Below are 16,249 nucleotides of genomic sequence, written 5' to 3' on the forward strand. Positions count from 1 at the left end.
TTGGAGCGGTATATCACAGAACTTGCTGGGAACTCTGATCTGGATCACATCGGTACGAGCCGTAAATTCTGGTCATGAAAATGCGTCGTTCCAGCAAAGTCAAAGCGCTGTCTCTCCAACTAGTCCTCATTGTTCCCTTCGTGCTCCAAATCTTTGGGGCAGTGGGGCTAGTTAGCTACCTGTCCTTTAGAAACGGACAGAAGGCGGTGAATGATCTAGCGGCTCAGTTGATGGAACGCAGCAGCGGCAAGGTCAATCAGCATTTGGATTCTTATCTCTCAGTTCCTCACAAAGTAGCTCAGATTAATGCGGATGCCATTCGGATGGGGTTGCTGGATACTCGCGATCGCCAAACCGTAGGCAAGTATTTCTGGCATCAGATGCAAGCCTATGATGTGAGCTACATTGGCATTGGGCTAACGACGGGAGAAGGAGTGGGAGCCGCTCGTTATGACGGTAAAACAGTCACAATGGACGACTGGGATGCCCGCCCGCGCAACAATTGGATCAGCTACGCTCTCAATGACCAAGGCGATCGCACCCGTGTGCTAGAAACCTTGGATTGGAGCAACTTTGAACAACCGTGGTACACAGGCCCTGTCAAAGCGGGTAAACCCGTTTGGTCCCCAATCTTTGTAGTCAATTATCCCAACCAAGTCTATATTGCCACTTCAGCAGGTCGTCCGATCTACGACGCGAATAAGCAGTTGCTGGGTATGGTGAGTATCGATGTTTCTCTCCTCAAGCTGAGCGATTTCCTGCGGAGTCTAGCCATCAGTCGCTCAGGTCAAGTTTTTATTTTGGAGCGAGACGGCACACTCATTGCTAATTCTGGCCAAGCTCAACCGTTCAGCGTGGTGAAGTCAGAAATCAAGCGGTTGGAGGCAATCAACAGCCCTGATCCTGTAGTTCAGCAAGTTGCCCAACAAGTTCAACAACGCTTTAACGGCTTCCAAAATATCGCTGGGTCTCAAGAGCTACGGCTGAAATTAGAAGGAGAGCCGTATTATGTCCATGTCACTCCTTGGCGCGATGAGTATGGCTTGGATTGGTTAGTTGTCATGAGTGTGCCAGAGAACTCGTTTATGGCACAAATCAACACCAACACTCGCACCACCATTTGGCTTTGCTTCGGTGCTTTGGCAGTTGCTTCGGTGATGGGCATTCTAACCTCACGCTGGATTATCCGTCCTATCTTGCGACTCAACCGTGCTAGCGAAGCGATGGCATCTGGTAACTTGAATCAAGCCGTCGAGCAGAATGGCATTGAAGAATTCAACATCCTCGCTACCTCTTTTAACCACATGGCTCGTCAGTTACGCGAGTCATTTACAGCTCTAGAACAAAGCAACGAAGAACTCGAAGACCGAGTAGAGCAACGTACCCTGGAATTAAAAAACGCCCTAGGAGAGTTGCAGCGAACCCAAGCCCAAGTAGTTCAAAGCGAAAAAATGTCTAGCTTGGGACAGTTAGTTGCTGGCATTGCCCACGAAATCAATAATCCAGTTAACTTCATTCATGGCAATCTGAGCCATGTGCAGGCATACACCCAGGATCTGTTGGAGTTCATGCAACTATATCAACAGCAATACCCCAACCCTAGCCCTGAGATTCAGGCGACAGCAGAAGAGATCGATTTAGAGTTCTTGCAGGCAGACTTACCCAAAATGCTGTCCTCAATGCGGGTGGGTACCGATCGCATTCGCCAAATTGTGTTGTCTCTGCGCAACTTCTCCCGCATGGATGAATCCGAGATCAAGCCAGTCGATATTCATGAAGGACTTGATAGTACGCTGATGATTTTGCAGCATCGCCTCAAAGCTCACCCAGAACGACCAGAAATTGAGGTAATCAAAGAGTACAGCTCTCTACCTCACGTGGAATGCTATGCGGGGCAACTGAATCAAGTATTTATGAACATTCTCACAAATGCCATTGATGCGATAGAAGAGAGCAATGCCAGCAAGAGCTTTCAGAAGCTTCAGGTTAACCCTAATCGGATTACCATTCGCACCTCGATTGTGAGCGACCAATGGGTGCAAATCGCGATCGCGGATAATGGCCCAGGTATTCCCGACCTGATACAGCAACGTGTCTTCGACCCTTTCTTTACGACAAAATCGGTTGGGAAAGGAACAGGCATGGGAATGTCGATCAGCTATCAGATCATCACTGAAAAACATCACGGCAAGCTGGAATGTCTTTCCACGGTAGGACAAGGAACTGAATTTTTAATTCAAATTCCGATCTGCCAGCAGAGACAGTCCGTAGCGTTGGTGGGTGGAAGGCAAGAGAAAGGATGAGGAATAGCAGAAAGAACGACTAGCGATCAAGGCAGCGATCGCTCTACAGGATGACCTAACTGGGCGATTTCAGTTGGTTACAGAAAACATAAGCTGACTAGGTAGGAGCGGCTTTGCCAGGTTATCAAACCTCTTACGCTCATCCTAGACTAAATACCAACGATTCCCCAATGACTGCCGTGGTTGAAGCTTTTAACGCTTTTCTGGCTCAGGTTCTCTTTTTTGTCAGCTCCACTTTATCCTTTGGCTTGATTGGATTACTATTTTTCATTGGGCCAGCTTTGGGAGCGATCGCCGTTCGGCGTTCTCTGTCACTGCGTTGGCATTTATTTCTGTTGAGTATTTGCATTTTCTACGGAGTTGTGCCACTGCTCATGGGCTGGGGAGGACTAGCTCTGGCTGAACACTTTAGCTGTGATGTAGAAATCACGATCTACAAGTGCGTGGGAAATCCCCAACTAGGGAATTTAATCACAGGCATGACCTTCGCCCCTTGGGGATTGATGCTCACCATTCCATCTAGTGTGTTGGGTACATTTGGACTCTTAATCTCTTTCGTTCTCAAAGTTACTAGGCCAAACCAAGGGATACAAACATCCCCAAGACCAACTGCTGCTTTTTATCGCAGCCACCGCCATCAGGTAATTGCAGGGGTTTGTACAGCGATCGCCCAGCGTTGGCATCTACCACTTTTAGGCGTCAGGATTGCCACAGTCGCCTTATTAGTCATCATGCCAATGCTGGGACTACCGTTGTATCTCTGGTTGTGGTTGGCATTTCCATTTGAGCCAGCGGCAGAGTCCACTTAGGCGATCGCTCCCCTTCTCCTTATCCCTGGCACAGGCGTGATCGCCCTTAAGCACAAACCTTCTTCACCACAGGAAGTTGGCTCACTTCCTGCCACCATGCCTGGATTTTAGGAGACTGAGCAGTAATGGTGTTAAATTCCGGAGTCTGAGAAAAGTAAATAAAGATGGGGATTAAGAAGAAATCAGCAATGCTGATCTCACTACCCAAAAGATAAGGGCTACCAACGGTTAAAGCTTCAATCGCTTCTAAAGCTGTTTTTGCCGGCGCGATCGCGGCTTGAATTTTATTCTCATCGGGTTGACCACCCTGACTAGGCACAATAAGACGCTGGATCACGATAGTACCAATCACAGGTGCGTAGAGGTAGCTATCAATGATGGCCATAATCTGCTGCATGCGGGCACGAGTCAGCGGATCAGTAGGACTAAATTTATGGTTGGCAACCACGGTGTCAAGATAACCCGTAATCGCAGAAGTTTCGTAAATGACTTCTTCGTCTACCTGTAAGGTTGGTACTTTGCCAAAAGGATGCTTGGCAAGATACTCCGCTGATTGATTTTCACCATTGAAGATATCAACACTCTCAAGGTCATAGTCTGCGCCTGCTTGCTCTAGCAGTAGCCGAACCGTCCGCACATAAGTACTAATAGGAGTGCCGTAAAGGGTAAGCTGGGTCATAATCTGTAGAGTATTAACTAGAAATTTAACAGCAACCTGAACAATCTGGCATTAATGTAAACCGATTTCGTGCTCCTTAGGTATAGCTTTGAATCAAATATTCTATTTTTGAAGAAGTTAGCCAGAGAACAACATTGCAGTGGAAGCGCGATCGCTTCCTAGACTCCTCAATCCAGTTTTAGAAACTACAAAAAAGCGATTATTGTTTATGGCAATTGCAAAACAACAAGCCACAAAACAATAATCGCTATGTCTAACTCTAGACTTTGGTTTAAATAGATTTTGAGCAGTTAAAAAACTCAGCGCTTTATTTCACTCCTCAAAATTAAGGCAGTCAAGTACTACTGAACCACTCCCAAAAGCGGAGGTGCTTTAGATTCTGAGATAGTCGAGTTCCAAAAACCCTTGGCATAGATTTGAGGATTCGCTTGAACTGCCTGACGATAGGACTCGCGCACCTGAGCGTTCACCGCAACTGTTTTTACGTCATACATCTGCATCGCCATTTTGGGATAGAACCCAATTCCCACAATTAGCGCTAAGAAACAAGCCGCAATAAACAGCTCACGAGGATTGGCATCCTCAAACTTAGCGTCTACAGGTAGGTCGCAGTTGGTTCCAAAGCAAGAGGCTTCGTCATTCCCTTGACTCTTCAGTTCGACATCGTCCAAGTCGCAGGAAGGTACCAGATCACACATCAGTTCTGAACTTGGCCCGTAAAACACCTGTCTCAGCATTGAGAGCAGATAGATAGGCGTGAGAATGAGTCCAACTGCCGAGAAAAATACGGTTCCTGTGCGAAAGGTGGAACTGTAAACGTCACTCGTCGTGATACCCATAAAGACAGCAATCTCACTAGCAAAACCGCTCATGCCTGGCAACGCCAACGACGCCAATGCCGCAATCGTAAACAACGCGAATACCTTGGGTAATGCCTGCCCGATGCCCCCCATCTGATTCATCATCATGGTGTGGGTGCGATCGTAGGTCACACCTGCGAGGAAGAACAGCACCGCTGCGATCAGCCCGTGGGAGATCATTTGCAACAGCGCCCCGCTCACCCCTACATCCGTAAAGGAAGCAATACCTAGCAAGACGAATCCCATGTGAGAAATCGATGAGTAGGCAAGACGACGCTTCATGTTCGTCTGGGCAAAGGAGTTCAACGCGCCATAGACAATGTTGATTACTCCTAAAATTGCCAGAATCGGCGCAAAGTAGATGTGAGCGTTAGGCAAAAGCTCAAGATTTAAGCGAATTAAGCCATAGCCGCCCATTTTCAGCAGCACCCCTGCTAACACCATCGACACTGGGGAAGAAGCTTCGCCATGAGCATCGGGTAGCCAGGTGTGGAAAGGTACGATCGCGAGCTTAACCCCAAAGGCAACTAGCAGCCCTGCATACAGTAGCAGTTCGAGCGCCAGCGGAAACTGTTTTAGGTGCAGTTCTGCGATATCGAAGGTGGTATTGCTGCCGTAAAATGCCATCGCCAGCGCCGCCACCAAAATGAAGATGGACGCGATCGCCGTATACATCAGAAACTTGGTCGCCGCATAACGACGATTTTGCCCGCCCCAGATGCAAACGAGCAGATAGACCGGAACCAGCTCGATCTCCCACATGATGAAGAACAGCAGCAAGTCTTGAGCGACAAATACGCCGACCTGGGCGGCATATAGCAATAGCATTAAGCCATAGAACAATCGCGGTCTGCGATCGACTCGCCAAGCCGCAAATATGGACAGCGTCGTCACCAGCCCAGCCAACAGCACTAACGGGGCGGACAAGCCATCAACCGAAACTGCCCAGTTCAGACCTAACTGCGGTACCCAGGCAACCTTTTCCACAATTTGGAAGGTTGCACTGCTCGTATCGTAATGCGTCCAAAAGGTGTAGCACATCAAAACAAAGTCTATGACGCCTACAGCGAGAGCATACCAGCGCACCACTTTGCCACCTTTGTCAGGCAACAAGGGGATGAACATGGCAGCAATGAGTGGCAGTAGGACGATCGCGGTGAGCCAAGGAAATCGATCCATCATCATGTCGATAAAAACAGATACTCATCTGTGTAATGAAGGTATCTTACTAGACTTTGTGAAGCATTATTAATAAGTCTTTCTCGTAGGTATAAATTCAACAAATTTATGCTTCATAAAAAGAAAACTTACTTACGCTCACCCATTCACAGCACTGATTCACTGAGAGCTACGTTCATTGAATCAGCACGCGCTTCTAACTAGAGCTGTATTGATTAAGCTTTAGCTACCAAGGAAATTGGAATTTTAATGACAAATTCCGTTCCCTTGCCCAACTCGGAGACTACCTCAATTGTGCCTTGATGCTTTTCGATAATTTGCTGGCTGATTGATAGCCCTAATCCTGTCCCTTTGCCAGCAGGTTTTGTCGTAAAGAAGGGATTAAAAATCTTTTCTTTAATTTCCGGAGAGATGCCATGTCCATTATCTTGAATGCGGATATAGACTTGCTTGGAGTCATCTACACTGGTTTGGATCACAATCTGCTTTGATTTTATATCTGCTTCAAGTAAGGCATCAGCAGCATTAGAAATAATATTCATAAATAATTGATTTAACTGAGCTGGATAGCACAGGACTTTTGGTAAATCTCCATATTCTTGAACCACTTCAATACCCTGCTTCAGCTTGTGGTTGAGAATTAATAATGTGCTATCGATTCCTTCATGTAAATCTACATCTTTTTGTTCTGCTTCATCCAATCTAGAAAAGTTGCGTAATGACAGCACAATATCTCTGATCCGACAGCTTCCCATTTGCATCGATGCGACTAGACGTGGTAAATCACTCAATACAAACTCCAGGTCCATCTCCTCCATGAAATCAATGATTTCAGGAGACGCTTGCGGAAAGTACTGTTGATAAAGTTCAACTAGGGTAAGTAGATCCTGAACATACTTATCTGTGTAAGTGAGATTGCCGTTGATAAAGTTAACTGGATTATTGATCTCATGGGCAATTCCTGCCACCATTTGTCCCAGCCCAGACATCTTTTCAGCCTGAATCAGTTGTGCTTGAGTTTTCTGTAGGTTTTCGAGAGCTTGTTCTACGTCTCTAGCTCTTGCCTCAGCAAGCAGAGCAATCTCTTCCTTGCCCCTCAAGGTGTCTTTTAGTTTCAGTTCCCGTTCTGCTAGCTCATCCATTAACCGACCTTTCGCTTGCAATAGAAAGAGAAAATCGGCAGCAGAGTCGTGAATGGCAAAGTCTTTTAGTTTGATGCCAATCTGGTTTAGCTGGCTAATTTCCGTAACGACCGGAGAACCCAGGAAAAAAATAGCCCCACAGTCCTCAATAGGCATCATCTGCCCCCTGAGAGTCATTTCACTATGAAGTGATTTCAGCATGAATATGCTGTTAGATTGCCTAGTAATGGCAGCAAAGTCAGCAGCTTGAATGATCGGACGCTGAATCTGAAAGCACTTGTCAAGTTGTGACCCGATGATGTCAGGGATCAGCCGCTGCAAAACTTCCCCAGATTGGACAATGGTGCGATCGCCTTTAAACACAAAATGGAAAGGAAATGCTTTCGCCAACAACTGAGGTGACAAGGTGAACTGAGGCTGCATCAAAGGTTCAGTTGGGGTTGTACTGGATAGTGAACTCATCATGATCTGCACCATCAGACTTGCTTTGAGTCTGGGTGACTTCAACATCCGTATTCAAGTGTGTGCCCAAGCCTTTTACCAATCCCACCACCATCGGCGCTAGTCCGTCTCGATGAGAATGATAGTGAAGATGCAGCGTTTGTTCCTCCAATTCCTCACAGGCAAAAGATGGTGGCTGAAGTTTTGGAAAACTGACTCCGACACGGGTATGCAGGTCGTCTAGGTTCTGTAAAAATTCGGGCAGCGTATCACCACTCATTGCCATCAGTTCACCATACCCTTCCTCAGAAGTGTATTGCACCCAAAACTCGCCAAAGGCTTGCATGATTGCTGAAGCAGGTAAATCCAAAACCAGGCTCGCAGCCTTCACCAGTCTGTGGGTCAAGTCATCTGGGTAAGACTCCATGCTGATAAACGTATCAATCTCGACTTCCGCTTTACGCTGGATCTCATTCCAAGTTTCTTCACCGAAACGAGCACACACCATGTCGTGAATTGCTTTGTTGACTAAGCCGTACATAAAAGCTCCTGTGGTGCTGTTTCAAAACTGCTACGTAGTTTGCCTACAATCCCTCTGAGATTAGATTGCTCGAAAGTTGATCGACAAAATACTCTTTCTATAGATTGCCCACTTCTGAAGTGAAGGGGTCTACCCTCTATACCATGTTAAATCAGTTCTTAAGTGTCACGAAAAACTGTGAAGCGATCGCCTCGAAATCTGCTCCCATTCCTTCGAGCTAACGCCTAGCATAACCACGCCTAAGTTCCTGGGAGGCAAAGCACATGCTAGGTGCGCGTCAGACTTATGCTGTGGTTAGCTACGACTTACCCAACCGATGCTGTTCAGCACCGTCTCGGCTTCTCCTTTAGAACCCAAGACATCCATAACCCTCTCCTCTACTTCCTTCACGTATCTCCCTTTTAGGTAGGTCTCGTCATCCGTCAAATCATCACCCGCCGCAACGACTACATCCCCGATGATGGCGAACGTCGTTACCATTGCCTCCAGGCTCTCGAATAACTCATTGGCATCCCAAACTCCTCGTCCATGCAGTGCGTACAAAATCCTGCTAGAGGAGCGTGAGAAGATGAAGGGGGCACCACCCTGGTGACCAACGACAAGCCAATCATCCGCCCAACTTGTGAACGGCTCCATCGTCTTAGGGTGAAACCGATACCCTGACTGGAACTCCCATAAACCGGCCAGAGAGGGAAGGAAGAAGGGGTTGCCGTAGGCATCAATGGTTACATCATCTGGACCTAGTTCAGCGTAGTAGCGAGCGACCTCAACGGCAGAGAAAAATCCCCGCACCACTCCCCTTCCAGTTGCGGGACTAGCCGCTCCTGAGGGAAAGCGCGGGTGATAATTTCTTTCGCTAAGCTGTAGCCTGACATCTCTAATAGAAGCTGCTAAGTATTTGATAGATATTTGTGGAACAATGCCTCCAAAATAATGTAGGCGATCGTTTCAGAATCCATCTTAGCAAAAGGGATGGCTAAGCCAGTGCCAAGACAATGTGAACAAGCTTCCGAAAAATCTGCTTGGCTTTTGTAGAGATTTATATTTGCAGCCGAGTAGATACTTTGTAAGGAGTCATGTTGAGATGCACTCGCTCTATCTGAAAAGACTGATGCTTTTAACTAGCATTTTTTTGCTTACGCTGTCCAGTTGTACCAAACAGCCTAGGGAAACCTTGCTAACACCGTCAGTTGAAGCAAGCGCGACGCCTCTTAGTCGTGTAGAACAGCCCAGTAGTGTAGAACAGCGATCGCCTGCCTCAACCGGAAATCTACTCTCTCCAGGACAAGTGGCAAAATTAACAAAATTACCGATTCCAATCGTCGCTCCGACCTATGTTCCAAAAGGCTTTCGACTTATCAGCGCTGATGGGGCTAGCGTGAAGTATGCCAATGGAGGTGATGATACAGGATATTCGATCGCCTACGAAGGAGAAGATGGCACTTGTTTTGCGATCGCTTCCTCAAAAGATAGCCCCCGCAAATTGAAGCAGATTGGGGAAGTGGAATCTGTGGTTGGCGCTGTGAAAATGTATGAGGAAACCTATGAAGGAAGAAGTTCTATACAAAGTTTCATTCCTGTCAAAGGCAATCCCGTGATGATTTCCCCAGTTTGGCAGTTGAATTCAGCAACGGGTAGCCATGAGTTCTGCAAAGCCCTCAATCGCGCTGAATATGAACGCATTCTCAAATCGATGGAGTTGGTGAAGTAAATATCGCGGTAGTTCCTAAAACCATCAATAATAGACAGCGATCGCCTCAAACCCATCTCATCGATCAACATAGGCGATGCTTCACAACCTGTTTTGCCAGCCGAAGCAAGCGATCGCCCCAAAATCCATTTCAACAACCTAAGCAATGATATTTTTCTGATAACGCCCAGCATCACCGGGTGCGAGTGGAAGAGTTGGTTGAAGAGTAAGTCCTACATCGATCGCTCCGGTGTATGCCTAAGTTTGGCGGCAAATAATATACGACATTTGCTGCTGTGATAAATCCGTTAGTGGTAATAGTCAATTTCGTTAATGAATTCACAGTATTCGGTGGGAACGGTTCTCACTCGTGGTCTGCCAAGAACCGTATCAGAAACTTGCCCATACCAAATAGCGTAATGGTCTTCCGGAATGTTTTCATCATCTGGAAGCCCCACGATAATCCCAACGGAGCCACCTACATTGACGAATTTTCCGAGCACATCCTTCTCGTTCATAGATAACGCCTAACAGTGAAAACTAACAACGGCAAGTAACCTTTGCGACCTAAACCAAGAAGCAATGTTTTGATTCTAATCCGCAGTGACTTATCATTCAGCTTAAGCAGAAGCTTTCCTGAGAAGAAAGCGTGGTAGATCTTCTTCAGAAAGCCATTTTCGGCATATGTTCAGTGTGTTTAGCCATTCATCTACAAACAAGTTTTCCTTGTGCGAATGTTCGTTACGATATCCCACACTGAGATTAACGCCAGTAATCTCTCGGCACAACGTGACAATATCAGTATAGGCAAAGCGATCGGGCTCTGTATATCCGGTCATACGCTGCACATAGTCCCGAAATTTATCTGTGCCAACCGAGTAACACTTAAAGTCTGAGCCATGCCGACGATCTAGTTGGATCATAAATTGGTGTTGAGTATTAATCTCGTCTGCAATATCAGAATTTTTTGGATCACTCATCAACCAACTACTTCCTAAACCTCCTGCTTCCTCGCCATCAGTTATTAATAGTGAATGGCCTAAGTCTTTAAGCAACCACAATATTGCACATCCTGCTCTGTCATCAGCTCCAATGCCATAGATTGAGCTTGAAGATTGAAAAACACCGTTGGAGAAAATCAGCTCATGTTTTGCCTTTTCAGGTATTTCAATAGAATTATCCCAAACTGTATCAGCATGAGCCACCAGCAAAACTTTATCCTTTCGCTGTCCTCGGATGTAAAGAAATCGCTCTGGCCGCTCGCCTCGAAAAACGATCTCCTTATCGGGAATATTTAGAAAGTATTGAAAAATAGGTTCTGAATTTTCTAATGGAACTTCTAGAAACTTTTTAAGAATTTCAATATCGTTCATTCTTGAAAGTTAGAAACTTTTGCAGAGTTTGCATTCCTAATATAACCGCAATTTACAGTAGAGCCGACACAGCGCATCTTCCATGCTAATCTCGACTTTAGTTGTCTAGTGCGATCGCTGATGGGTAGCCAATCTAAAGCCAAAACTATTTTCATTCTTGCCTCTATGGTGGGTTGGCTCATTGTAGGTGCAGCACTGATCTACCTCTTTCCAGTGATTGCAGATCTAGTTGTCTCTTCTGAGCGCACCCATCTTTGGATGAAAACTCTCAGCCGTGGTGATTACAACCCTATGTTGGCAGAACTTGGAGGAGGAGCTGCTCTCATTATTACCGTAGCGGCGAATATCATCTGGTATCAGCGATTTGAAGGAAAGCTGTAGGGTGTATGTCTGTCAATTCGCCATCTCCTCATTTTCTGCATCGCTTCTATTGGTTGGCGATCGCCAATCTCCCTTCTAATTTGATGGAGCTATTTCAAGCCCTTGGGCTGGGCGATCGATCAAGTTCATCCAAAACTTTTCTCCAAAGCACCCACAAGGCAATCTACATCTGCCTCATAAAATCCTGACGAAGTTAAACAATTTATCTCGATGATCTTCGGTCCGTTTGGTGTTGTGGCTATATCTATCACGAATGCCCTGTCAGGTTGCCACACTTGCGCGGCAGACTCAGCAAAAGCCCTTGCCTCTTCATCGCAATCTTGAGAATAACGTAGATGGTCTCCAGCTTTGTAAAGCGAACCTGTGATCACTTGCCCGTCAATTACAAAGAACCTGTATTCTTCATAGATCAGTTTTGGTGTTGCTGACAAAACGAGAGTTTCAGGTGTCAACGTAGCATAGCCATCGGAAATACCAAATATTTGTTCTTGCCAAGTTTGCAACTTATCAGGCTCAATAATGAAACCCGCAAAAGTTTTGTGGTCAGAGCAAGGTCGCACAAAAATAGGTTCTTTAGGGTCAAGTTTACCGAATTCTTCGATGGTGCCATCCTCATTCAGAAGCAGCCCTTTATACGCTTCCTTCCATACAGAAAAGTCAAAGTTATCGTTAAGGAACGCACCAGGCTTCCAGCCTCGCTCCATGGCAATTTTCGAGAGCACCGTTGAGCCGGAAACGATGACAGCGTCCTCAGTGATATGCGGTTCTGATACAAAGTCATGGGAAAATGGAATTATCTTGATGATCTCAAAAGGTAGCGATCTTAAATTAATCGCCCGAAGCAACCTTTCAAAACCAATCTCATTCTTTAAGTTTTCCTGAATAACCCAAAACATTCAGTCTCATCCTTAATGAAATTGTTTAAACTCTGTAGATGTTTGCCTAACTATTAATTAGGTGTAGTTTTCCTCTCTGAATCTATCCTTTAAAAATTGGGTTCTACCGAGTAGCTTCCATTGATGTCTACCAATCTATCAACTACTGATTTTCTACGTCGTTTTTCTCGGTTAGCGATCGTCAATATCCTTTCTAATTTGATGGTGCCATTGGCAGGATTGGTAGATGTCGCCTTTTTGGGGCATTTAGCCGAGATTCGACATTTGGCAGGAGTGGCATTGGCGACAGTATTGTTCAACTATCTCTATTGGACCTTTGGCTTTCTCCGCATGGGTACCACTGGGATGACTGCTCAGGCCATTGGACGGGGCGATCGCGATTCAGCTCTTTTAGTGGGTTTGCGGCATGGATTAGTAGCTTTAGGGATAGGGCTAGTAATTCTCCTTTTACAGTTGCCATTGAGAGCCATTGGATTTACTCTGCTTAGCGCCACCGCAGAGGTCAAACTCGCGGGCCAAGATTATTACAACGCCTTAATTTGGGGCGCTCCAGCCACACTGATTAACTTTGTGCTTATCGGTTGGTTTTTAGGACGAGAGCAGAGTGGCAAAGTTCTGTTACTCTCTGCCATTAGCAACCTGACGAATTCCTTCATGGATTATTTCTTTGTGGTGCGTTGGGGCTGGGAAAGTGCAGGAGCAGGATATTCTACCGCCTTAAGCCAATATCTCATGTTATTCACTGGCATGTGGCTTGTATGTCGAGAGTTCCGTTGGTCGCAGATACAGGCGATCGCCTCTAAAATTTGGGAACCCATCGCCCTCAAAGCAGCCTTCACTCTAAATCGTGAGATTCTCATCCGCACCTTTGTGCTAATTTCTACTTTCGCTGTTTTTACCAACCTCAGTTCTACCTTTGGTACCAATGTCTTGGCAACTAATACAGTCTTGCTGCAAGTGGTAACGCTGGCGGCTTACTTTATTGATGGCCTCGCCTTTGCCACCGAGAGCTTGGCAGGAATCTTTCGGGGGCAAGGCACCAACGAGCAATTACGGTTGTTGCTGTGGATCTCTGGTGGAACTAGTTTTGTCTTTGGGTTAGGATTTGCGATTGCCTTTATCCTCAATCCTGATCTCTTTTTTGGACTACTCACCAACCACAGAGATGTTCTAGAGCGCATCAATCAATATGTAGTGTGGCTGTTACCCGTTCTAGCTTCTGGCTCGATTGCTTATATGCTGGATGGCTATTTTATTGGCTTAACGGAAGGGAAAATACTGCGGCAGTCAGTCGTGGTAGCGTCTGTGGTAGGTTTTGCCCCTGTGGCGATCGCGGCTTGGTATTTCCAGAACAGTCATTTATTGTGGTTAGCTTTGGCCTTGTTTATGGTCGTGCGGGCAGTGATGTTGGGGCAGCAAGTTCCTGCGTCTCTGCGCTCAGTTGAGAAATTGAAAGGCTGCTGATTGTTCGGCAGGTTGGATTGAACTTTGCGAAACCCAACCCACCGAAAGCGATCGCCAATACACCAATATAAAATTTATCTGGATAAACTTCCTATACTCAAAGGCACCATCTCTCCTTTGGTGGTAAAGCCTAATAACATTGCTTCTTGCGGTCGAATCACCTTGCCTGTCAGAGCGCAGCGTTCTTCCTGTTGAGCTGTGGCATCGACACTGGCCCGAATATCTGAGAGTGCAATTTGGGGCTGAGAGTTGCCAGATTTCTGCTGGACAAAATCCCACAAAATGTCGCGGATCAATGCCTGATAGCCTTGATTTCCTGACAATTCTTTCAGGTGCTCTTTTAGCTCCCGTTCTAAACGAATGCTGGTAACTTCCATTTCGGTGGTGGGGGTGCGAGTAATTGTATGCATGATTTTTTTCCTCCAAGATCTGGACATGCTTGTAATACAAGTGTAGTATGTAAACAGTCAAATGCAAATTTATCGGTTGAGCGAGTCTTCAGTGAGCCTTTTATCCACTACCCACTACCCACGGCATACGGCCAATTGCATCAGCAGTTGGAACCCGAGCAACATGCCCGTGGAATTTTTGTTTGCGGCAGGCTATAGCCTATCGATAACAGAAACGGGGGTAGGCCAAGGATCGGCAGGATCGCAACGAGCATTTGATGGCATTAATGATCAGCTTGGCCTCCAAAACGAGGTAGAGCCACGAAGCGGGAGGTACAGGTGAGAGATGCTGTACCCATACAAAACTAGAAAACCCACCAGTAGTGTTTTCCAGCCCCCGCTTCTACCCAGCAGAAGTGGGGGTTTTTAGTATGAGGAGTCAAACCGTGAGGATGACAACGAGTGTTTTAGATCAATCGGTGGTGGTGTTCTCCAAGAACTACCTCCCCCTCAGCCGCATCAATATCAAGCGGGCAATTTCCCTCTTGGTCATCGGCAAAGCAGAACCGATGCTCTTAGAAGATACGGCAGGTTGGCAAGTTCGTTCTCCCAACGCGATCTTTTATGTACCTAATCACATTCGCCTCACGGTTGCCAGTACAGAACGGCTCTGGAAAATTCCTGCTGTGAGTCGCAGAGAGATATTGCGGCGAGACCACCACACCTGCCAGTACTGCGGCAGCACAAAGCATCTGACGATCGACCACATTCTTCCCCGATCAAAAGGCGGAAAACACACTTGGGACAACGTAGTTATAGCCTGCGAACGGTGTAATCAGCACAAAGGAGACCGCACTCCCCATGAAGCAGGCATGACCCTCCGAACTAAACCCAAAGCGCCTATCCATCCCACAGTCGCCTTTGCCGAACAGTTCTGGCAAGCCCACACTGACTAGAACAGAGGAATCGCATCCTCGCCCTTAATGGTATGCACCAGAGGAAATCTCCATGCTGAAACTCACCTACACTGACATGGGTTTGCACTTAGAGCGGCTAGCTCAATCACCCGAAGAGCTGGTAGCCCGACGTGCCATCTTAGCGCTGCGAATGTCCCAGAACTTGCATCTGGAACCCAGCCGAGCTGCCTTTTTACTGCCTGCGGATCTCCCTGAGTTATCAACACTAGAAGCTGCAATTCGGCGAGAAGGAAATGCGATCGCGCTCTGCTCAGTCTGTGATGACTACGTTGAAGTCAGCCTGCGTGGGATGTGGATTGCCCCAGAAGTCGATGCTCATGAAGGTGTCTTCGTTGCCGTAATGAGCGATCGCCTAGAGTTCTTACTCCACAAGCTCTGGCAAGTCAGCCAAACGCAAGTTTCGTTTTTGTTATGAGCGGCTGGTCTAAACCAACAGCAAAGCTAAATTTGTACGATTAGAGAGGATAGATGGCTACCCTCTCTAATTTTTTGCTCTCTTTTTTCAGCTCCTAGAATATGCAGTGCCAACTTTGCGATCGCTAATGCTACCGAAGCAACGCCGCTAATGCTACCGAAGCAACGCTAAAATCAAAGCTGCTATTAGCAAACTCATCAACACGATCAAAGGGATATAGGTAGAATGTTTTGCTGGGTTAGCAGTTGAGAAAAGCTGCTTGTCTAATACAACGCAATCAATCCACTCACCTCCCTCAGCCCGAAAGCCAGTTTTGCGAAGTAGCTTGTAGCCTCTGGCTTGATAAAAAGCAACAGCTGTGAGTGATGAGATGACCCAGATGGAGGGATATCTTTTTTCGATCGCGGCTGCTTCTAGTGCTTGTAAAACTTGAGTCCCAATCCCCTGGCGAGCAACCTGAGGATGAGTATAAACTGCGGTAATTTGTGGTCTCTGCGTTGACAAACCAGAGAAACCGACTAGCTCACCTGCGGACTCCGCCAGAAAGATCACCTCATCGCGTCCCCGCCAAGCTGCTTGTCCTGTAACCAACGCCTGAATTTGCTGGGCATTGTAGTTAGCAGAACTGAGGATTTCTAGAGCTTGGGTTTGTAACTCAATCACGCGATCGAGGTCTTCTGGTCGAGCTAGACGGATCTGGATGTCCATGC

At 46.7% G+C, this 16,249-nt stretch carries 17 protein-coding genes; 7 read left to right on the forward strand and 10 right to left on the reverse strand.

Features of this window, described 5'->3' with window-relative positions; translation table 11 throughout:
* Positions 1-74 precede the first annotated feature (74 nt).
* Complete coding sequence (locus H6F90_RS08840; protein WP_190552057.1) at positions 75-2,303, forward strand: ATP-binding protein; 2,229 nt, start codon at positions 75-77, stop codon at positions 2,301-2,303.
* 170 nt (positions 2,304-2,473) lie between these two features.
* The gene (locus H6F90_RS08845; protein ID WP_190552059.1) at positions 2,474-3,112 is read left to right on the forward strand and encodes a PspC domain-containing protein; all 639 of its coding nucleotides are present in this window, start codon (positions 2,474-2,476) and stop codon (positions 3,110-3,112) included.
* 46 nt (positions 3,113-3,158) lie between these two features.
* Here the strand turns inward: H6F90_RS08845 and H6F90_RS08850 are convergent, their stop codons facing one another.
* From H6F90_RS08850 to H6F90_RS08870, 5 genes are all read right to left on the reverse strand, one after another.
* Positions 3,159-3,791 carry a glutathione S-transferase family protein gene (locus tag H6F90_RS08850; RefSeq protein WP_190552061.1) on the reverse strand — a complete coding sequence of 211 codons (633 nt, stop codon included), beginning with the start codon at positions 3,789-3,791 and terminating at the stop codon, positions 3,159-3,161.
* Positions 3,792-4,132: 341 nt separating this feature from the next.
* Complete coding sequence (locus tag H6F90_RS08855; RefSeq protein WP_304940952.1) at positions 4,133-5,836, reverse strand: NAD(P)H-quinone oxidoreductase subunit 4; 1,704 nt, start codon at positions 5,834-5,836, stop codon at positions 4,133-4,135.
* 209 nt (positions 5,837-6,045) lie between these two features.
* Positions 6,046-7,437, reverse strand: a complete 1,392-nt coding sequence (locus H6F90_RS08860) for a sensor histidine kinase (protein ID WP_242024393.1) — start codon at positions 7,435-7,437, stop codon at positions 6,046-6,048.
* A complete protein-coding gene (locus tag H6F90_RS08865; RefSeq protein ID WP_190439113.1) occupies positions 7,403-7,954 on the reverse strand; it encodes a heme NO-binding domain-containing protein in 552 nt (183 codons plus the stop codon). The genes H6F90_RS08860 and H6F90_RS08865 overlap by 35 nt, the downstream gene beginning before the upstream one ends.
* A gap of 294 nt (positions 7,955-8,248) precedes the next feature.
* The gene (locus tag H6F90_RS08870; RefSeq protein WP_190552062.1) at positions 8,249-8,746 is read right to left on the reverse strand and encodes a hypothetical protein; all 498 of its coding nucleotides are present in this window, start codon (positions 8,744-8,746) and stop codon (positions 8,249-8,251) included.
* Positions 8,747-9,128: 382 nt separating this feature from the next.
* Between H6F90_RS08870 and H6F90_RS08875 the strand changes: the two genes are divergently transcribed.
* Positions 9,129-9,665 (forward strand): hypothetical protein, encoded by a 537-nt coding sequence (locus H6F90_RS08875; RefSeq protein WP_190552064.1) that lies wholly within the window; start codon positions 9,129-9,131, stop codon positions 9,663-9,665.
* A 287-nt stretch (positions 9,666-9,952) separates the two neighbouring features.
* On the opposite strand, the gene H6F90_RS08880 is transcribed toward H6F90_RS08875, so the two are convergent.
* Together H6F90_RS08880 and H6F90_RS08885 are read right to left on the reverse strand one after the other, a co-directional pair.
* Positions 9,953-10,162, reverse strand: coding sequence for a hypothetical protein (locus H6F90_RS08880; protein WP_190439122.1), 210 nt, complete (start codon positions 10,160-10,162; stop codon positions 9,953-9,955).
* Positions 10,163-10,264: 102 nt separating this feature from the next.
* The gene (locus H6F90_RS08885; RefSeq protein WP_190552066.1) at positions 10,265-11,017 is read right to left on the reverse strand and encodes a hypothetical protein; all 753 of its coding nucleotides are present in this window, start codon (positions 11,015-11,017) and stop codon (positions 10,265-10,267) included.
* Positions 11,018-11,137: 120 nt separating this feature from the next.
* On the opposite strand from H6F90_RS08885, the gene H6F90_RS08890 reads away from it, so the two are divergent.
* Positions 11,138-11,398: a hypothetical protein gene (locus H6F90_RS08890; RefSeq protein WP_190439131.1), complete on the forward strand. Its 261-nt coding sequence runs from the start codon at positions 11,138-11,140 to the stop codon at positions 11,396-11,398.
* A 125-nt stretch (positions 11,399-11,523) separates the two neighbouring features.
* Here the strand turns inward: H6F90_RS08890 and H6F90_RS08895 are convergent, their stop codons facing one another.
* The gene (locus H6F90_RS08895; protein ID WP_190552068.1) at positions 11,524-12,294 is read right to left on the reverse strand and encodes an ATP-grasp domain-containing protein; all 771 of its coding nucleotides are present in this window, start codon (positions 12,292-12,294) and stop codon (positions 11,524-11,526) included.
* A 123-nt stretch (positions 12,295-12,417) separates the two neighbouring features.
* Here H6F90_RS08895 and gntT point away from each other — a divergent pair, with 123 nt between their 5' ends.
* Positions 12,418-13,758, forward strand: coding sequence for a guanitoxin biosynthesis MATE family efflux transporter GntT (gntT, locus tag H6F90_RS08900; protein WP_199295803.1), 1,341 nt, complete (start codon positions 12,418-12,420; stop codon positions 13,756-13,758).
* 74 nt (positions 13,759-13,832) lie between these two features.
* Here gntT and H6F90_RS08905 read toward each other — a convergent pair whose 3' ends face one another.
* The gene (locus H6F90_RS08905; RefSeq protein WP_190439136.1) at positions 13,833-14,168 is read right to left on the reverse strand and encodes a hypothetical protein; all 336 of its coding nucleotides are present in this window, start codon (positions 14,166-14,168) and stop codon (positions 13,833-13,835) included.
* A 431-nt stretch (positions 14,169-14,599) separates the two neighbouring features.
* Between H6F90_RS08905 and H6F90_RS08910 the strand changes: the two genes are divergently transcribed.
* Together H6F90_RS08910 and H6F90_RS08915 are read left to right on the forward strand one after the other, a co-directional pair.
* On the forward strand, positions 14,600-15,103 hold the full coding sequence (locus H6F90_RS08910; protein WP_242024394.1) for an HNH endonuclease: 504 nt from the start codon (positions 14,600-14,602) through the stop codon (positions 15,101-15,103).
* A gap of 52 nt (positions 15,104-15,155) precedes the next feature.
* Positions 15,156-15,539, forward strand: coding sequence for an alr0857 family protein (locus tag H6F90_RS08915; protein ID WP_190552072.1), 384 nt, complete (start codon positions 15,156-15,158; stop codon positions 15,537-15,539).
* Positions 15,540-15,692: 153 nt separating this feature from the next.
* On the opposite strand, the gene H6F90_RS08920 is transcribed toward H6F90_RS08915, so the two are convergent.
* Positions 15,693-16,247, reverse strand: a complete 555-nt coding sequence (locus H6F90_RS08920) for a GNAT family N-acetyltransferase (protein WP_190552074.1) — start codon at positions 16,245-16,247, stop codon at positions 15,693-15,695.
* Positions 16,248-16,249: the final 2 nt, after the last annotated feature.

This window comes from Trichocoleus sp. FACHB-591 (assembly GCF_014695845.1).
Lineage (GTDB): Bacteria > Cyanobacteriota > Cyanobacteriia > FACHB-46 > FACHB-46 > Trichocoleus.